This window comes from Pseudomonas sp. Marseille-Q7302 (assembly GCF_965111925.1).
The window spans coordinates 1517689-1533719 of the sequence record NZ_CBCOPK010000001.1; the positions used below are offsets into that span (position 1 = coordinate 1517689).

The following is a 16031-nucleotide window of genomic DNA, read 5'->3' on the forward strand; positions in this document are numbered from 1 at the left end:
AACTCGCGGCGTTTGTCGGCCCCGCTCGGCTCAGAGGCGCACCGTCACGCCGACGGCGGCTGCTCGCGGGAAGCCAGCAACAGATCGATCTGGATCAGGAGTCTTTCCAGGGTGAAAGGCTTGGCCAGCACCTGGACGCCTGGGGTGGGCAGGGGATCGCCCGGCAGGTCGGTCTCGGCGTAGCCGGTGATCAGCAGGGTCATCAGCCCTGGCCGTCTTTCGCGGGCCAAGGCGGCGAGCTGGCAGCCGTTCAGACCGCCCGGCAGGCCGACGTCGGTGATCAGCAGATCCAGGGGCGTATCGGATTCCAGCACCTGCAAGGCAGTGGCGCCATCCTTCGCCTCCAGCGTGCGGATCTGGTGTTCGCGCAGGGCTTCGTCCACCAGCATCCGCACCATGGGTTCGTCGTCCACCACCAGGACCGTCATCCCCTCGGGATAGCGCGCCTGCGGCGATGGCGGCGTTTCGACCGGCAGGGCGGGCGCCGCTATCAGGCGCGGCAGGTAGAGGGTGACGGTGGTGCCCACGCCTGGCGCCGAGGCAATATGGGCAACGCCCCCGGATTGCTTGGCGAAACCGTAGATCATCGACAGGCCAAGACCAGTACCCATGCCGACCGGCTTGGTGGTGAAGAAGGGATCGAAGGCGCGGGCCAGGACCTCGGGTGGCATCCCCGAGCCGGTGTCGAGCACGGCCAGGGTCACGTAGTCGCCAGGTGGCAGTTCCAGGGCGGCTGCCTGGGTGTCGGTCAGGCGGCGATTGGCGGTGACGATGCGTAGCGTGCCGCCTTCGGGCATGGCATCCCGCGCATTGATGCAGAGATTGAGCAGGGCGTTTTCCAGCTGGTGGGGGTCGCAGAGGATGAGGTTGAGCGCCTCGGCGAGTTCGATGTGGATCTCCACCTGGGTGCCGACCGAACGGCGTATGAGTTCTTCCATGCCCAGCACCAGATCGTTGGTCTGGGTGGCGCTAGGGTCCAATGCCTGGCGCCGCGAAAAGGCCAGTAGCCGATGGGTGAGGGCCGCGGCGCGCTCGGCGGAGCCCTTGGCTGCACCGGTATAGCGTTCGAGATCGGCGAAACGACCTTGGTTGATCCGCAGAGTGAGCATGTCGAGGCTGCCGATTACGCCGGTCAGCAGGTTGTTGAAGTCATGGGCGATACCGCCGGTGAGCTGGCCCACGGCTTCCATCTTCTGACTTTGGCGCAGCTGTTCCTCGGCCTGGCGCAAGGCTTCCTGCTGCTCGCGGATGGCGGTGACCTCGCGCACCGTGGAATAGATGAGGCCATCCTGCACTACCGAATTCCATGACAGCCAGCGATAGCCGCCCTCGCGATGCCGATAGCGATTCTCGAAGCCGAAGACCGGCTCACCTAGCTTCAGGCGTGCGAGGGCGGCTTCGGTAGGCGCGCGGTCCTCGGCGTGGACGAAGGCCATGAAGGGTTCCTGGTGCAGCTGCTCCTCGCTCCAGCCCAGCGTGTTGGTCCAGGCCGGATTGAGATCCAGCAGCTCACCCTCCAGGGTCGCCGTGCAGAGCAGGTCGGGGCTGGCCTGCCAGATGAGGTCGCGTTGGCGAGTACGCAAGGTGACCTCTTCACCGAGGTTGCCGGCAACGCGATAGAGGGATTCCAGACTGCGGCGTTGGGCGACGCAGACCACCGCCATCGTGACGTTCACCAGCACGAACAGGGCGTGGGACACCCAGCGCTCGCCAAACAGAGCGAAGTAGGCGGGTGCCTTGACGAACAGCGTCTCGGCCAGCAGGACCGAGAGCAGGGTGGCGAAGAGGCCGGGGCCTAGGCCGAACCAGAAGGCGGCCGTCATGATGAAGGGAATGAAGACCAGATAGGGCAGGCTATCAATTCCCAGGCTCAGCCGGATGCCTGCTGCGATGGCAATAAGCACGGCTGCGCCCAGGTAGCGCAAGGGAGCAGGGGTGTCCCGCGGGACCAGCTGCAGCAGCCGGCCAAGCAGGGAGTGGGTCGCGATAGGCACTGGATGCTAGGCCTCGGGGCGCTGGTCCGTCACGGTACCTGAAGGGCGAACAGCCGGGCTGTTGGGCAGAAGGCGAAATCAGGTGCCTTCGTGCCGTTCGAATTCCTCCACCGCCCGGACCACGCCGGCGTTGTCCTGGGCCGTACTACGGGCCTGGCGCTCGAAGGCGGTGGCCAGCTCGTTGACCAGTTGTAGCAGGCGTGGGATGTCGCCGCTGCGCTCGGCATCGGCGGCTTGCTCGCGCACGCGGTTGACGAAGGCTTGGGGATCGTCGAAGGCAGTCATGGGCGTTCTCCGTGGGGGGTGATGTTCATCTGACCGCAAATGACGGCCAAGACTCACTCGCGGCCCTGCCAGACCTCCGGATTGACCAGGTTGGCCGGGCGCTGACCGGTGAGGGCGGCCAGCAGATTGTCCACCGCGCATCGGGCCATGGCTTCGCGGGTCTCGTGGGTCGCCGAGCCCAAGTGCGGTGTCGGCACCACATTGGGCAGTTGCAGCAGGGGCGAGTCCGGCGCCACCGGCTCGCGGTCGAAGACATCCAGCCCCGCGCCGCGCAGTCGGCCTTCCTGCAGGGCGGCGATCAGGGCGGCTTCATCGATCACCGGGCCGCGCGAGACATTGATCAGGATGGCGTGCGCCGGCAGTCGAGCGAGCTCGGCGGCGCCCAGCAGGTGATGGGTCTCGTCGCTCAGGGGCACGGTGACGCAGAGGAAGTCGCAACTCGCCAGCAGCTCGGGCAGCGGCAGGAAACGCGCAGCGTAGCGCTCGTCCACCTCGGGCTTGGCGGCATGGGCGGTGTAGTTGACCTGCATGCCGAAGCCCAGGTGGGCGCGGCGGGCGATGGCCTGGCCTATGCGGCCCATGCCGACCAGGCCCAGGGTCTTGCCATGGACGTCGCAGCCGAAATGCGCTTCGCCCAGACTGGCCTGCCACTGGCCGGCACGTACCCAGTCCGCCAGCTCGACGATGCGCCGCGCCGTGGCGAGCAGCAGGGCGAAGGCGGCGTCGGCCACGCTTTCGGTCAGGACGTCCGGCGTGTTGCACAGCAGGATGCCGCGGCGTTGCAGATAGGGCAGGTCATAGCTGTCGAAGCCGACCGAGACGCTGGCGATGGCCTCCAGTCGGGGTGCGAGGTCCAGCAGCTCGGGGGTCAGCTTGAAGCTGGAGCCGAGCAGGCCCTGGGCGTCGGGCAGACGCTCACGCAGCCGGGCTTCGCCGCCCGGTGCCTTGACGTCGATGTACTCCAGGTCGAAGGCCTCGCTCAGCCGTGCGGTCAGGGCGGGCGACAGGGCCTTGTAATGGATCACCTTCTTTTTCATGGGCAGGGTATTCCTCTAGTGACTGGTGGCGGGCTTGAGCGCCGCGGTGCGGCTGGCTGGTTCCTGACGCAGCAGCAGGGTAAGGACCACCGCTACCAGCAGGGCGCCGCCCATGAAGCCGAAGGAGGCCCCGGGGCCCCCGGTCACACCATTGAGATAGCCCACCAGATAGGAGCCGGCAAAGGAGCCCAGGGCGCCCATGCTGTTGATCAGCGCCATGGCGCCGCCGGCGACGTTGCCCGGCAGGATCTCGGGGACGATGGCGAAGAAGGGGCCGTAGGGGGCGTACATGCAGGCCCCGGCGACCACCAGCAGGGCATAGGACCACCAGAAGTGCTGGGTGCCGAGGGCGAAGGAGCCCAGGAAGGCCAGGGCGGCGATCAGCAGCGGCGGCCAGACGAACAGCTTGCGATTCTGCATGCGGTCCGAGGCCCAGGACACCCCGAGCATGGCCAGCACGGCAGCCAGATAGGGCAGGGAGGACAGCCAGCCGGCCTGGACGATGTCCAGGTGGGCGCCCTGGCGCAGGATCGATGGCAGCCAGATGACGAAGCCATAGACGCCGATGCTCCAGCAGAAGTACTGCAGCGACAGCAGGATGACCTTGGGCGAGCGGAAGGCTTCGGCGTAGTTCTTGACCGGCTTCATGCCCTGCTGCTCGGCCTTCAGCGCCTGTTCCAGGCGGGCCTTTTCGTCAGCGGCGAGCCACTTGGCATCCTTGGGACGCTCGGCGGCCAGGCGCCACCAGATGAAGGCCCAGATCACCGCCGGCAGGCCTTCGATGATGAACATCCAGCGCCAGTCCAGGGCATGGATCAGATAGCCCGAGACCACCGACATCCAGAGAATGGTCACCGGGTTGCCGAGGATCAGGAAGGTATTGGCCCGCGAGCGCTCACGCTTGGTGAACCAGTGGCAGAGATAGACCAGCATCGCCGGCATCACCGCCGCTTCGACGACGCCGAGCAGGAAACGGATGGCGATGAGCAGGGTGACGTTGGGCACCATGCCCGTTAGGGTGGCGAGGCCGCCCCAGGCGATCAGGCTCCAGAAGATCAGCCGCTTGACGCTGCGCTTTTCGGCATAGATGGCGCCGGGCACCTGGAAGAAGAAATAGCCGAGAAAGAACAAGGCGCCGAGCAGGGAGGACATCGCCGGGGTGATGCCTAGGTCGTCGGCCATGCCCGAGGCGGCGGCGAAACCGTAGTTGGCCCGGTCGAGGTAGGCCAGGCTGTAGGTGATGAAGACCACTGGCATCAGATACCACCAGCGGCGTGGAGCGAGAGAGGAGGCGTTCATGAGGTCACCTGCTTGATTGTTCTTGTAGGGGGTGTAGATCAGGGTAGTTCGTGACGGTGGGGCAGTCCTTCCATGTCGCCGACGACCTGTACGGCGCGCGCGCCGATCCAGTTGCCCCGGGCGACGGCGGCAGCGACGTCGAGGCCGTCGAGCAGGCCGCTGACGAATCCGGTAGCGAAGCCATCGCCGGCGCCGACGGTGTCGACCACCTCGGCCACGGCGACGCCGGGTACCTCACCCTCGGCCTCGGGGGTGCGCCAGTAGCCCCCCTCGGGGCCGAGCTTGATGGCCACGGCCTTGGCTCCGCGGTCGAGGTAGAAGGCAGCGATGTCCGCCGGGGTGTCATAGCCGGTCAGTAGGCGGCCCTCGGCCAGCCCGGGCAGCACCCAGTCGGCCAGGGCTGCGAGTTCGTTGAGTTCGCGGCGCATCTGCGCCTCGCTGTCCCATAACGAAGGCCGCAGATTGGGATCGAAGGAGATGCTGCGTCCGGCACCCCGCATGGCTTCCAGCAGATGGCGGCTGAAAGCGCGGACGCTGGGCGACAGTGCCGGGGGAATGCCGGTGGCGTGCAGATGGCGCGCCCGCAGCAGGCTGGGGTCGAAATCTTCCTCGATGTTGAGGTGACTGGCCGCCGAGCCACGGCGGAAGTACTCGACGACCGGGTCGCTGCCATCGGAAACGCGGGATTTGAGCTGGAAACCGGTGGGATGCTGCGGATCGATCTTCAGGCGGCTGCAGTCCAGGCTCTCGGCTTCGAGGCTGGCGCGCACGAAGCGGCCGAAGGAGTCGTCACCGACCCGCGACAGCCAGGCGACCTTGAAGCCCAGGCGGCTCAGGCCGATCGCCACGTTGTTGTCGGCGCCGGCGATACGTTTGCCGAACTGGCCGACCGTGGCGAGCTCGCCAGGGGTCTCGGCGACGAACATGGTCATGGTTTCGCCAAAGGCGAGGATGTCGAAGTCAGCCATGCTGGCGCTTCTCCCGCTGCTGGCTATCGAAGGTGCGCAGGGCCGCTACCTGGCGGCGGGTCTCGGCCAGCAGGTCGGCCCCCATGAGGGGAAACTCGATGGCGCGCCGCAGGCCGGTGGGGAAGTGGACCATCAGGCTCTGCCAGGCCAGCAGATCGGCCGCTTCCGGAGGCACGGCATGCAGGCCGCCGGCACGTCGGCGCACCGCCTTGCAGTGCAGGTAGCGGACGTCCCGGCCGAGCAGCCGTGCGGCCTGGAGGGGATCTTCGTCCTGCCAGCGCCAGTTGCCGACATCGAAGGTCAGCCCGACCGGCAGGCCCTTGGCCCGGGCGGCCTGGATGAAGGCGCGCAGCGGCTCGACCCGTCCTCCCTGGGCGGTCTGGTCGTTTTCCACCAGCAACTGCGGACCGTCGCCCGCCAGCTGTTCTGCGAGGGACTGCAGGTCTGCCGCGGTGCGATAGTGACCGAGGGACACCTTGAGGGTATCGGCGCCCAGCTGACGCGCTTCGGCGAGTGACGTGGGCAGGCGCGGCGACAGGGCCGCTCCGGCTTCGGGCCAGAGCTCCAGGGGAACGGAGTAGACGCAGCCCAGGCCGGCGGCCTTGATGGCCGCGCCCAGGGCGGTGAAATCGGGGGCATCGGTGAACAGCTCGGCGCGGATTTCCACATGGCTGGCCCCCGCGGCGGCGATCAGGTCGAGCCAGGCGGCCTGACCCTGGGTACGGACCCCGTCGGCGCCAAAGGCCGAGGTGGTGATGGCGATCTCCGGTGGCATTGTTATTCTCCTGAAACCGGTTTCAACAAATGACGGATAAAAATGCGAAAGGTGCCCTCAGGCCCTGGCGCGAGTCGACTGGCGGACGCGCAACTCCGCGCCGAAGGTCTGCTGGAATGGCGCGCTGCGGTCACCGTCGATGCGTCGCTGCAGGCGCTCGAAGGCGGCTACGCCCAGGGCATGGGTAGGCTGGGCCAGGGCACTGATGCCACCACCAACCAGGGGAAACCAATCCAGATCATCCAGAGCCAGCAGGCCAAGGCGTTCGAACAGGGGTTCACCCAGGGCCTGCAGGGCCAGGGTCGTCGCCAGGGTCGCCACGCCATTGGCGGTGAGCAGGGCCTTGGGGCCGGGGCCGGGGCTGGCGAGGAAGGCGGCTAGGGCGGCTTGCAGCGCCAGGGCGTTGTCGGCCTCGCCACAGTGTCCGCCACGACAGTCACGGTGCCCGGCCAGGGCCGCGTCGAAGGCGCCCAGGCGCTGGAGGCGGGAGCTGGTCCCGTCCAGGGGCTCGCTCACCAGCAGCAGGTCGCGATAGCCCTGCTCACGCAGGTGCGCTACCCCCAGCTGGATGGCCTGGTGGTTGTCGAGGCCGACCAGGTCGGCTTCGACCCCCGGCAGCTCGCGGTCCAGCAGCACCAGCGGCAGACGGCTGCCCAGGTGCTGCAGGTCGGCGGCATGCTGGCCGAAGGTATTCACGATCAGGCCTTCGATACTGTAGGACTGCAGTGCGGCCAGTTGCTGGCGCTCCTGGCGGGCATCCTGGTCGGTGTTGCAGATCAGCAGCGAATAGCCCTGCTGGCGGCAGGCCGTCTCGACGCCGTGCATCACGGCGGTGGAGTAGGGGTTGAGCAGGTCGGCCACCAGCATGCCGATCAGTCGGCTGCGTCCGCGTTTGAGACCGCGGGCCATCTGGTTGGGCTGGAAATCGAGGGCGACCACGGCCTGCTCGATACGGGCGGCGAGGGAATCTGAAAGCAGGCGACGATCACCGCTGATGTAGCGTGACACGCTGGCCTTGGATACGCCGGCAGCGCTGGCCACTTCGGCGATGGTCGCGCGGGTGGCGCGCGGACCGGGGAGATAGACATCGTTCATGGCGTACCGCTGTTAGGATTTTGTAGGTGCCTGAAACCGGTTTCAGTAAATCTTTTCTCACGCGGGCCGGCAAGCCGGTCTAAGGTGCAGGCCGACCAGTGGTCGCCGTAGGCAGTCGCTTGTTGCGGTCACCTTTTATGTCTTTTTCGCAAAGGAAGGTCTTGATGGATTCCCTCGACAGTCTGGCTCTGCAACTGGGCGAAGCCCTGCAGGCGGCCGGCGCCCAGGTGACCACCGCCGAATCCTGCACCGGTGGCGGCATCGCCGAAGCGATTACCCGGGTCGCTGGAAGCTCCGGCTGGTTCGAGGCCGGCTTCGTCACCTATTCCAACCGGCAGAAGACCCTGCAGCTGGACGTACCCGACGTCCTGTTCGAACAAGTTGGCGCAGTCAGCGAAGAGGTGGTGACGGCCATGGTCCATGGCGCCCAGCGGCGCGCCGAGGCACGCTTCGCCGTGGCGGTGAGCGGTATCGCCGGGCCGGGTGGCGCGGTGCCCGACAAGCCGGTCGGAACGGTCTGGCTGGCCTGGTTGGATGGGGAACGACTGCGCACCGAACGCCAGGTCTTTGCCGGCGATCGCGCTGCCGTGCGTCAGCAGACCCAGGTCCGCGCGCTGCAGGTTTTACTGGCGTTATTGGCCGAGGAAAAAGCCCCTCAGGTGTAGCAACCGAGAGGCGACTATGGTTTAATACTGTTCACTTATACAGGTATCCACGGCCGTCTGGCCCTTCTTTCTCCGAGAGGAATCTAATGGACGACAACAAAAAGCGCGCCCTGGCCGCGGCCTTGGGACAAATTGAAAAGCAATTCGGCAAGGGCACCGTGATGCGCATGGGCGATCACGAGCGTCAGGCCATTCCGGCGATTTCCACCGGCTCCCTGGGGCTGGACATCGCCCTTGGCATCGGTGGTCTGCCCAAGGGCCGGATCGTCGAGATCTACGGTCCCGAATCCTCGGGTAAGACCACGCTGACTCTGTCGGTCATCGCTCAGGCTCAGAAGCAGGGTGCCACCTGCGCCTTCGTCGACGCCGAACACGCGCTGGATCCGGATTACGCCGGCAAGCTGGGTGTCAACGTCGACGACCTGCTGGTGTCCCAGCCGGACACCGGTGAGCAGGCGCTGGAAATCACCGACATGCTGGTGCGCTCCAACGCGGTCGACGTGATCATCGTCGACTCGGTGGCGGCCCTGGTGCCCAAGGCCGAGATCGAAGGCGAGATGGGTGACATGCACGTGGGTCTGCAGGCACGTCTGATGTCCCAGGCACTGCGCAAGATCACCGGCAACATCAAGAACGCCAACTGCCTGGTCATCTTCATCAACCAGATCCGCATGAAGATCGGCGTGATGTTCGGTAACCCCGAAACCACCACTGGCGGTAATGCCCTGAAGTTCTACTCGTCGGTCCGTCTGGACATCCGCCGGATCGGCGCGGTGAAGGAAGGCGACGAGGTGATCGGTAGCGAAACTCGCGTCAAGGTGGTCAAGAATAAGGTGGCCCCCCCGTTCCGCCAGGCCGAGTTCCAGATCCTCTACGGCAAGGGTATCTACCTGAACGGCGAGATCATCGACCTGGGTGTGCAGTTGGGTCTGATCGAGAAGTCGGGCGCCTGGTACAGCTACCAGGGCAGCAAGATCGGCCAGGGCAAGGGCAACGCCGCCAAGTTCCTGGAAGACAATCCCGAGATCAAGGGCGCCGTGGACAAGGCGATCCGCGAGAAGCTGCTGAGCCAGCCGACCAATCAGAAGGCCGAAGTGGCTGCTGAAGAAGACGCTGACATCGATCTGTGATCAGACACCACGCTTGAAACGACCCCCGCCCCGTGCGGGGGTTTTTGCATAGGAGAGATTACTCGTGGGCAATCCGCTGGACACCACCGCTGCCATCCGCTTCGCGGCCATGGACCTGCTGGCACGCCGCGAGCATGGCCGCGAGGAGCTATCGCGCAAGCTGCGTCGGCGCGGGGCCGAGGAAAGTCTGCTCGGTCCGGTACTGGATCGGCTGGCCGAGGACGGTCTGCTCGATGAGAGCCGCTATCTGGACAGCTATATCGCCAGCCGTGCTCGCGCCGGCTATGGCCCTATGCGCATTCGTGAAGAGCTAGGGCAACGCGGCTTGAAACGGGATCAGGTGGAAGCCGCGCTGCGTGAGGCGGACGTGGACTGGCAGGCGCAACTGGAAGACGTCTGGCGCAGGAAATTTGGTACGCCCCCCGCCGATGCCAAGGAGCGCGCCAAGCAGGGCCGCTTCCTGGCCTACCGTGGTTACGCCATGGATGGGATCAATCGGGTGTTGAGTCGGCGATAGGCGGCCTTTTTGTTGGGCTTCGCGGTGCTCAGCGCCAACCTACGGGACGGGTGACGTAGGTTGGGTTGAGACGGCTTTATCGTCGAAGCCCAACATCCAGTCGGAGGCCTGGGTTCGTTGGGCTTCGCTGTGCTCAGCGCCAACCTACGGGACGGGTGACGTAGGTTGGGTTGAGACGGCTTTATCGTCGAAGCCCAACATCCAGTCGGAGGCCTGGGTTCGTTGGGCTTCGCTGTGCTCAGCGCCAACCTACATTTTCACCTCAGGCCACCCAATGCTCCGGCCGATTGAGCTCGTCCACCAGTTCACGCAGGCGGCCGTAGTGGCGGCCGTGGAAGTCGAAGGTGAGGCGCGTCAGGTGGGAGAATTCCGCCTCGTCGGCCTCGCCTTCACCCGGCGACAGCTGGGTGAAGCCCGGGGTGCGGCACAGATCACCGAAGTCGGCGGCCAGGCGTTGCAGGCAGGCGGGGGTCACGGGGTGCTTGAGGCGGATATGGAGATGGCCGTCGCGTCGGCGCGTGGAATGATAGTTGCCGTAGAAGTGCTCGATCTCGGCGGCGGCCGCCTCGGGCGAGCGCACCAGGCGCACCAGCTTGAGATCGGCGGGCAGGATGTAGCCTTCCTCCAGCAGATTGCGCTCCAGATAGGCCAGGGCGTCGTCCCAGAAGTGGCCGTCGGGCGTATCCAGCAACACCAGCGGCACCAGCGGGCTCTTGCCGGTCTGGATCAGGGTGAGTACCTCGAAGGTCTCGTCCAGGGTGCCGAAGCCGCCGGGGCAGAGCACCAGCGCGTCCGCCTCCTTGAGGAAGAACAGCTTGCGCACATAGAAGAAGTGGAAGGACAGCAGGTGATCCGTGCCTTCGATGGTTGGATTGGCACGTTGCTCGAAGGGCAGGGTGATGTTGAAACCCAGGCTGGCTTCGGGCCCGGCGCCCTCGTGGGCCGCACCCATGATGCCGGCGCCGCCGCCGGTGATGACCATCATGTCGCGGCGGGCTAGGGCGCTGCCCAAGTCGCGGGCGAGGGCGTAGAGGCCGTGATCGATCCGGGTCCGCGCTGAGCCGAACACCGTGACCTTGCGCCGCCGGCGGAAGCGCTCCAGGGTGCGGAAGGCCTGCTCCAGTTCCTTCAGCGTCTGCAGCATGATCTTGGCGTCCCAGCGTGCCGGGTTGGTTTGCGCCATGCGCACCACCGTCACCAGCATCTCGCGGTACAGGCCCAGATTCGGGCTGCCGCCGGGCAGGGCATGCTCCAGCAGTTCGTCGATACGCTGACCGAGATCGGCGGCGCTGGGCTCCACGTGACGCGCCAGGTAGCTGTCGTCGCTGTCCTCGGTCATGCTGCGACCCTCCGCTTACTTGCCCAGGCCGCAGTCGGCGGCCTGGAAGCGCTCGACCATGACCGGCTTGTTGGTCTGGTATTCGGTGAAGTCATAGACCAGGGTGGCGCCACGGGCCAGCAACTGGCGATAGCCGTTGTTCTGGCAGACGCTTTCGGCGAGCTGCACCCGTACCGTGGCTGGATTCTCGCGCATGCGGGCGGCATGGGCCGGACGGACGCTGAGGCTGTTGATCAGCTGCTTGCCCTGCACGGTGTAGCCGCGGTCGAGGATGTCTTCGTTGACGGCGCGGGGCGTGCCCTGGCTGCTCTCGGTGGCGACCTTGCGCAGCATCTGGTTGAGCTCGTGGTCCTTGAGCGACTCAGCCGCCTGGGTGGCGAAGGGCAGGGCGAGGGTCAGGGCGAGCAAAGCAAAACGAGGCATCGTGTTCTCCAGCGTAGAGGAGCCCGTTTCGACCGTGGTCGCGGGCGGGGGTTCGCAAGGCGTCTATGCAGGGTAACCCGCCTGGCCGCCGCGGGCATCCCGATCGCTCTGGTAAACTGCGCTTTTTCCCGTGAGCCCGGCATGACCCCGATCAGCGACATCCCTCCCCATGCCGTGGCCCGCCTGCGCCAGGAGCGCCTGGCGCGCAGCATCAAGCCCTTCATCGCCCGCGGCTCGCGCATGGCACGCTGTCCGGCGTGCCGGCTGGCGCCCACCCATTGCCTCTGCGACCTGCGCCCCTTGCGTCAGACCCGCGCCGGGATGTGCCTGCTGATGCATGACGTGGAGCCGCTCAAGCCAAGCAACACGGGTTGGCTGATCGCTGACGTGGTGGCCGATACCCATGCCTTCGGCTGGAGTCGCACGGCAGTGGATCCGGCGTTGCCTGAGCTGCTCAGGCAGCCCGAGTGGCAGCCATTGCTGGTATTTCCCGGCGAATACGCCGACCCGGGTCGGGTAGTCGAAAGCCTGCCACTGGCCCCCGGCCAGCGACCACTGTTCGTGCTGCTGGATGCCACCTGGACCGAGGCGCGCAAGATGTTCCGCAAGAGTCCTTACCTGGACAGCCTGCCGGTGCTGAGCTTCCAGCCCACCGCCCTGTCGCGCTACCGTCTGCGGCGCTCCACCCGCGGCGAGCACCTGTGCACCGCCGAGGTCGCGGCCCTGTGCCTGGAGCTGGCCGGGGAGGCGCCCGCCGGGCGGCTGCTGGAGGCCTATCTGGATGTCTTCAGTGAGCGCTATCTGGACGCCAAGCATCATCTGCCATTGGCGGCGGACAGCTCGGCGATCCAGCAGCTGAAGGCGCTGCGCGCTAGTTGACCGGCTTGACCTCGACCGGCGCCTGGCGTGGCCACAGCTGGGCCGCCAGCATGCCGGCGAACATCAGGGCGCAGCCGAGGTAGCCACGGTCGCTGAGGGCCTCACCCAGCAGCCAGGCGCCAAAGCCGGCAGCGAACACCGCTTCCAGGGAAAAGATGACCGCCGCGTGGGAGGCAATGGCGCCGCGCTGGGCGAAGACCTGCAGGGTGTAGCCGATGCCGGCGGCGATCACGCCGCCATAGAGCAGGTCAGGCAGGGCAAGGGCGATCCGGGCCGGCTGAAGCGGCTCGAAGGCCAGCGCCAGCAGCAGGCTCAGCAAGGCGCAGACCAGAAATTGCAGGATCGACAGTACGGTGGCGTCGTGGCGGCTGGAGTAGTGACCCACGAGCAGGACATGGACGCCCCAGGCCAGGGCGCCAGCCAGTTGCAGCAGATCGCCCGAAGCGACGTGGAAGTTGTCGCCGATGCTCAGCAGCCCCATGCCGACCACCGCCAGGCTGGCGCCGATCCAGGTCCCCAGATGGCTGCGCTGGCCAAGCAGCAGGCCCAGCAGTGGCACCACGATGACATAGAGCCCGGTGATGAAGCCGGAATTGGTCACGCTGGTGAACAGCAGGCCGACCTGTTGCAGATTGATCCCCAGGGTCAGCACCAAGCCCATCAGCAGTCCGCCCTTGAAGGTGTCGCGGGTCAGGCGTTGCTGGCGACCGCGGCGGCGCAGGAACAGCAGCAGCGGCAGCAGGGTGAGGGCGCCCAGGGCGAATCTCAGGCCGGTGTAGAGGAAGGGACCGATGTGCTCCATGCCACCGGTCTGGGCGATGAAGGCGCTGCCCCAGATGATGGCGGTGAGCAGCATGAGCAGGTCGGCACGCAGGGCAGCGCTGGGCATCGGGTGTCTCTTGGGCAAAAAAGCGCAACTGTGCCGCAACCGCCGGGCCTTGCCTATCGTCTGTGGTCCACTCGGCCTTGCCCCCGTCCGCGCCGTTCGGCATGCTGGCGCGATCTCGCATGCAGCCGGCACGCCAGGCTGCTGGTCTGCGCGGACCTCGGAGGCTGTTCCAAGGCTCACGAGCTGGAGACGAACCAGGTGAAGATGACCGAGGGCGCGACGTTTACGCAGGGTAGATGAGCATCCCGAAGTCATGTCCACCGCCGTTTGGCCAACGCGCAGCAAGCGTTGAGCAGGCTCTCACGACAACAAGGAAGGCTACACCATGGCGGCTGCCTATCAGATATTGATCGCCGATGATCATCCGCTGTTTCGCAGCGCGCTGCAGCAGGCGCTCACCCTGGGCCTGGGCGCCCAGGCGCGGCTCACCGAAGTGGCCGACATCGCCGAACTCCAGGCCTGCCTGGCCGAGCGCACCGACTGGGATCTGGTCCTGCTCGATCTCAACATGCCCGGCGCCTACGGCTTTTCCGGGCTGGTCCTCCTGCGCGGCCAATATCCCCAGGTGCCCGTGGTGATGATCTCGGCCCAGGAAGAACCGGCCGTGGTGCAACGCGCCCGGGAGTTCGGTGCCAGCGGCTTCATCCCCAAGTCCAGCGATCTGAGTACCCTGCAGCAGGCCGTCAGTCAGGTGCTGGACGGCGACACCTGGTGGCCACCGCAGGTGGAAGGCGCCGCGGCCTTGAGCGAGGAGGCCAAGGCGGCCAGCGCCGGGCTTGCCAGTCTCACGCCGCAGCAGTTCCGGGTGCTCACCATGCTCTGCGAAGGCTTGCTCAACAAGCAGATCGCCTTCGAGCTGAATGTCTCCGAAGCCACGGTCAAGGCCCATGCCACGGCCATCTTCCGTAAACTCGGGGTCCGTACCCGCACCCAGGCGGCGCTCCTGCTGCAACAGCTGGAGAGCACCTCCAGCTAGCTTCGGTTGCCGTTGCCGCTTTCGATGGGCGGTCGCTTTATGCGCGGCCCCCGGTCCTCACCCTTTTTTGTACCTGCCGTCCGCCGGGACCGGCAGTACGACGCTGCTGGATGGAGCTTTCGGTGATTTCTCCCTACAAAGGCAAGACCGGTCTACGCCGGGTCATCAATGCCACGGGCTACTCCCTGGCCGGGCTGCGCACGGCCTTTCGCCAGGAAGCGGCCTTTCGTTCGCTGGTGGTGCTCAACCTGGTGCTGGTGCCGCTGGCCTTCTGGCTGGACGTCAGTCGCGGCGAGCGGGCGTTGCTGGTGGCGGTCTGCCTGCTGTCGCTGGTGGTCGAACTGTTCAATGCCGCCATCGAGGCGGTGGTGGATCGCATTTCCCTGGACTGGCACGAACTGTCGAAGAACGCCAAGGATCTTGGCAGCGCTGCGCAGTTCGTGGCCATGATCATCATCGCCGTGGTCTGGGGCATCGTCCTGCTCGGCTGAGCAGGAGAAGGATCAGACGGTAGCGCCCAAGGTGGCACCCGCTGCGGTGTCATCCGCGGCCAGGCGCTGTTCCAGCACGCTGGGCTGGGCCGAATGGATGACCTTGTGAATGAAGTGCAGCTTGGCGATCACCGGGGCCGGCAGGGCGAAGGGATAGAAGTCCGGCTGGCCCATGCTGCGCGACAGCTCGTTGAGCATGGCGGCCAGCTCGATCCAGGCATTGGCGAAGCCGAGGAATTCGTCATCGCTGCGGTCTTCGGCCTCATAGAGCGCCTCGCGGGTGAACGGCTGGAAGTCCAGCTGCAGGCTGCCGGCGTTCATGCCCAGGCTGGCGGCGGTGGCCAGAGTGTCCATCATGTGCAGGTAGTGCGCCCAGGTCTCCGCCCAGTCTTCCCAGGGATGCATGGTGGCGTAGGCACTGACGTACTGGCTTTCCCAGTTGGCCGGAGCACCCTGCTCGTAGTGACGCTTGAGGGCCTCGCCATAGTCGGCGCGCTCGTCGCCGAACAGGACGCGGAAGGGCTCTTCCCAAGCGGTGCCGGCGACCAGACGATCGAAGTAGTAGTGACCCACCTCGTGGCGGAAATGGCCGAGCAGGGTGCGATAGGGTTCGTGCATGTCGGCGCGGACCTTTTCCCGGTGGGCATCGTCCGCTTCGAGGATGTTCAGGGTGATGAGGCCATTGGCATGGCCGGTGGTAGGGGTACCGGTAGCATCAGGGGCGAGAAAGTCGAAGGCGAGACCGCGCTCGGCATCGACCGTCTGGGGGATGACCTGCAGCCCCAGGCCCAGCAGCTGGGCGACCAGTTGCCGCTTGGCCAGCTCCAGCTTGCGCCAGCGCTCGCCGTTGCCCTCGAAGGACAGGTCCGGAATGGTGTGGTTGAGCTGGCAGGCCACGCAGAAGCCGTCGCCCGATTCGGCTGGCACCAGCCAGTTGCAAGCGGCTGGGGTATCCAGGTTGGCACAGCGGCGATAGAGGCCGCTGGTCGTCTCGGGCAGTTGCCAGAGGCCACCTTCCGCCGGCAGCAGTGCCGTCGGCGTGCCCTGGTCCGGGGCGTAGCCCAGGGCATTGCCGCAGGCCAGGCATTCGCTGTTGGGAAAGAAGATGGCCTGGCCGCAGGTGCAGTTGGCGACCTTGCGCTGGACGGGCAGGGCGCGCAGGACGTTGCGTTGCTGGCGATTCGAACTGTAGCTTCCGAGAAAATTGCGCATGGGGAATACCTGGCGAGAGCGGCCGCGTCGGACGCCAGGCGGAGCGCCGGCGTCTTG

At 66.3% G+C, this 16031-nt stretch carries 17 protein-coding genes; 6 read left to right on the top strand and 11 right to left on the bottom strand.

Annotated features, from left to right (window positions below; translation table 11 throughout):
• Nucleotides 1–44: 44 nt before the first annotated feature.
• From ACWPW1_RS06985 to ACWPW1_RS07015, 7 genes are all read right to left on the bottom strand, one after another.
• Nucleotides 45–1994, bottom strand: coding sequence for an ATP-binding protein (locus ACWPW1_RS06985; protein WP_454252623.1), 1950 nt, complete (start codon nucleotides 1992–1994; stop codon nucleotides 45–47).
• 78 nt (nucleotides 1995–2072) lie between these two features.
• A complete protein-coding gene (locus ACWPW1_RS06990; protein WP_059314072.1) occupies nucleotides 2073–2279 on the bottom strand; it encodes a hypothetical protein in 207 nt (68 codons plus the stop codon).
• A gap of 53 nt (nucleotides 2280–2332) precedes the next feature.
• The gene (locus ACWPW1_RS06995; protein WP_454252624.1) at nucleotides 2333–3316 is read right to left on the bottom strand and encodes a 2-hydroxyacid dehydrogenase; all 984 of its coding nucleotides are present in this window, start codon (nucleotides 3314–3316) and stop codon (nucleotides 2333–2335) included.
• Between the two features lie 15 nt (nucleotides 3317–3331).
• Nucleotides 3332–4615 carry an MFS transporter gene (locus ACWPW1_RS07000; protein ID WP_454252625.1) on the bottom strand — a complete coding sequence of 428 codons (1284 nt, stop codon included), beginning with the start codon at nucleotides 4613–4615 and terminating at the stop codon, nucleotides 3332–3334.
• 38 nt (nucleotides 4616–4653) lie between these two features.
• The gene (locus tag ACWPW1_RS07005) at nucleotides 4654–5583 is read right to left on the bottom strand and encodes a sugar kinase (protein ID WP_454252626.1); all 930 of its coding nucleotides are present in this window, start codon (nucleotides 5581–5583) and stop codon (nucleotides 4654–4656) included.
• The gene (locus ACWPW1_RS07010) at nucleotides 5576–6358 is read right to left on the bottom strand and encodes a sugar phosphate isomerase/epimerase family protein (RefSeq protein ID WP_454252627.1); all 783 of its coding nucleotides are present in this window, start codon (nucleotides 6356–6358) and stop codon (nucleotides 5576–5578) included. Before ACWPW1_RS07010 ends, ACWPW1_RS07005 begins: the two co-directional genes overlap by 8 nt.
• Nucleotides 6359–6415: 57 nt before the next feature.
• Nucleotides 6416–7453, bottom strand: a complete 1038-nt coding sequence (locus tag ACWPW1_RS07015; protein WP_454252628.1) for a LacI family DNA-binding transcriptional regulator — start codon at nucleotides 7451–7453, stop codon at nucleotides 6416–6418.
• A gap of 164 nt (nucleotides 7454–7617) precedes the next feature.
• Between ACWPW1_RS07015 and ACWPW1_RS07020 the strand changes: the two genes are divergently transcribed.
• The 3 genes from ACWPW1_RS07020 (at nucleotide 7618) to recX (ending at nucleotide 9765) form a co-directional block, all read left to right on the top strand.
• Nucleotides 7618–8118 carry a CinA family protein gene (locus ACWPW1_RS07020; protein ID WP_454252629.1) on the top strand — a complete coding sequence of 167 codons (501 nt, stop codon included), beginning with the start codon at nucleotides 7618–7620 and terminating at the stop codon, nucleotides 8116–8118.
• Between the two features lie 86 nt (nucleotides 8119–8204).
• Nucleotides 8205–9248 (top strand): recombinase RecA, encoded by a 1044-nt coding sequence (recA, locus tag ACWPW1_RS07025; protein ID WP_017639019.1) that lies wholly within the window; start codon nucleotides 8205–8207, stop codon nucleotides 9246–9248.
• A 64-nt stretch (nucleotides 9249–9312) separates the two neighbouring features.
• Nucleotides 9313–9765 carry a recombination regulator RecX gene (gene recX / locus ACWPW1_RS07030; RefSeq protein ID WP_454252630.1) on the top strand — a complete coding sequence of 151 codons (453 nt, stop codon included), beginning with the start codon at nucleotides 9313–9315 and terminating at the stop codon, nucleotides 9763–9765.
• Nucleotides 9766–10027: 262 nt separating this feature from the next.
• Here recX and ACWPW1_RS07035 read toward each other — a convergent pair whose 3' ends face one another.
• Both ACWPW1_RS07035 and ACWPW1_RS07040 read right to left on the bottom strand, forming a co-directional pair.
• On the bottom strand, nucleotides 10028–11104 hold the full coding sequence (locus ACWPW1_RS07035) for an LOG family protein (RefSeq protein WP_454252631.1): 1077 nt from the start codon (nucleotides 11102–11104) through the stop codon (nucleotides 10028–10030).
• A gap of 15 nt (nucleotides 11105–11119) precedes the next feature.
• Nucleotides 11120–11527, bottom strand: a complete 408-nt coding sequence (locus tag ACWPW1_RS07040; RefSeq protein WP_271654234.1) for a quorum-sensing-regulated virulence factor family protein — start codon at nucleotides 11525–11527, stop codon at nucleotides 11120–11122.
• 141 nt (nucleotides 11528–11668) lie between these two features.
• Here ACWPW1_RS07040 and ACWPW1_RS07045 point away from each other — a divergent pair, with 141 nt between their 5' ends.
• Entirely contained in the window at nucleotides 11669–12406 is a 738-nt protein-coding gene (locus tag ACWPW1_RS07045) for a tRNA-uridine aminocarboxypropyltransferase (protein ID WP_454252632.1), read from the top strand.
• Here ACWPW1_RS07045 and ACWPW1_RS07050 read toward each other — a convergent pair.
• The gene (locus tag ACWPW1_RS07050; RefSeq protein WP_454252633.1) at nucleotides 12399–13295 is read right to left on the bottom strand and encodes a DMT family transporter; all 897 of its coding nucleotides are present in this window, start codon (nucleotides 13293–13295) and stop codon (nucleotides 12399–12401) included. The two genes, ACWPW1_RS07045 and ACWPW1_RS07050, sit on opposite strands and share 8 nt — an antisense overlap.
• 325 nt (nucleotides 13296–13620) lie before the next feature.
• Between ACWPW1_RS07050 and erdR the strand changes: the two genes are divergently transcribed.
• On the top strand, nucleotides 13621–14271 hold the full coding sequence (gene erdR / locus ACWPW1_RS07055) for a response regulator transcription factor ErdR (RefSeq protein ID WP_017639013.1): 651 nt from the start codon (nucleotides 13621–13623) through the stop codon (nucleotides 14269–14271).
• A gap of 110 nt (nucleotides 14272–14381) precedes the next feature.
• Entirely contained in the window at nucleotides 14382–14762 is a 381-nt protein-coding gene (locus tag ACWPW1_RS07060; protein ID WP_059314085.1) for a diacylglycerol kinase, read from the top strand.
• A gap of 12 nt (nucleotides 14763–14774) precedes the next feature.
• Here ACWPW1_RS07060 and ACWPW1_RS07065 read toward each other — a convergent pair whose 3' ends face one another.
• On the bottom strand, nucleotides 14775–15974 hold the full coding sequence (locus tag ACWPW1_RS07065; RefSeq protein WP_454252634.1) for a zinc-binding metallopeptidase family protein: 1200 nt from the start codon (nucleotides 15972–15974) through the stop codon (nucleotides 14775–14777).
• Nucleotides 15975–16031 lie beyond the last annotated feature (57 nt).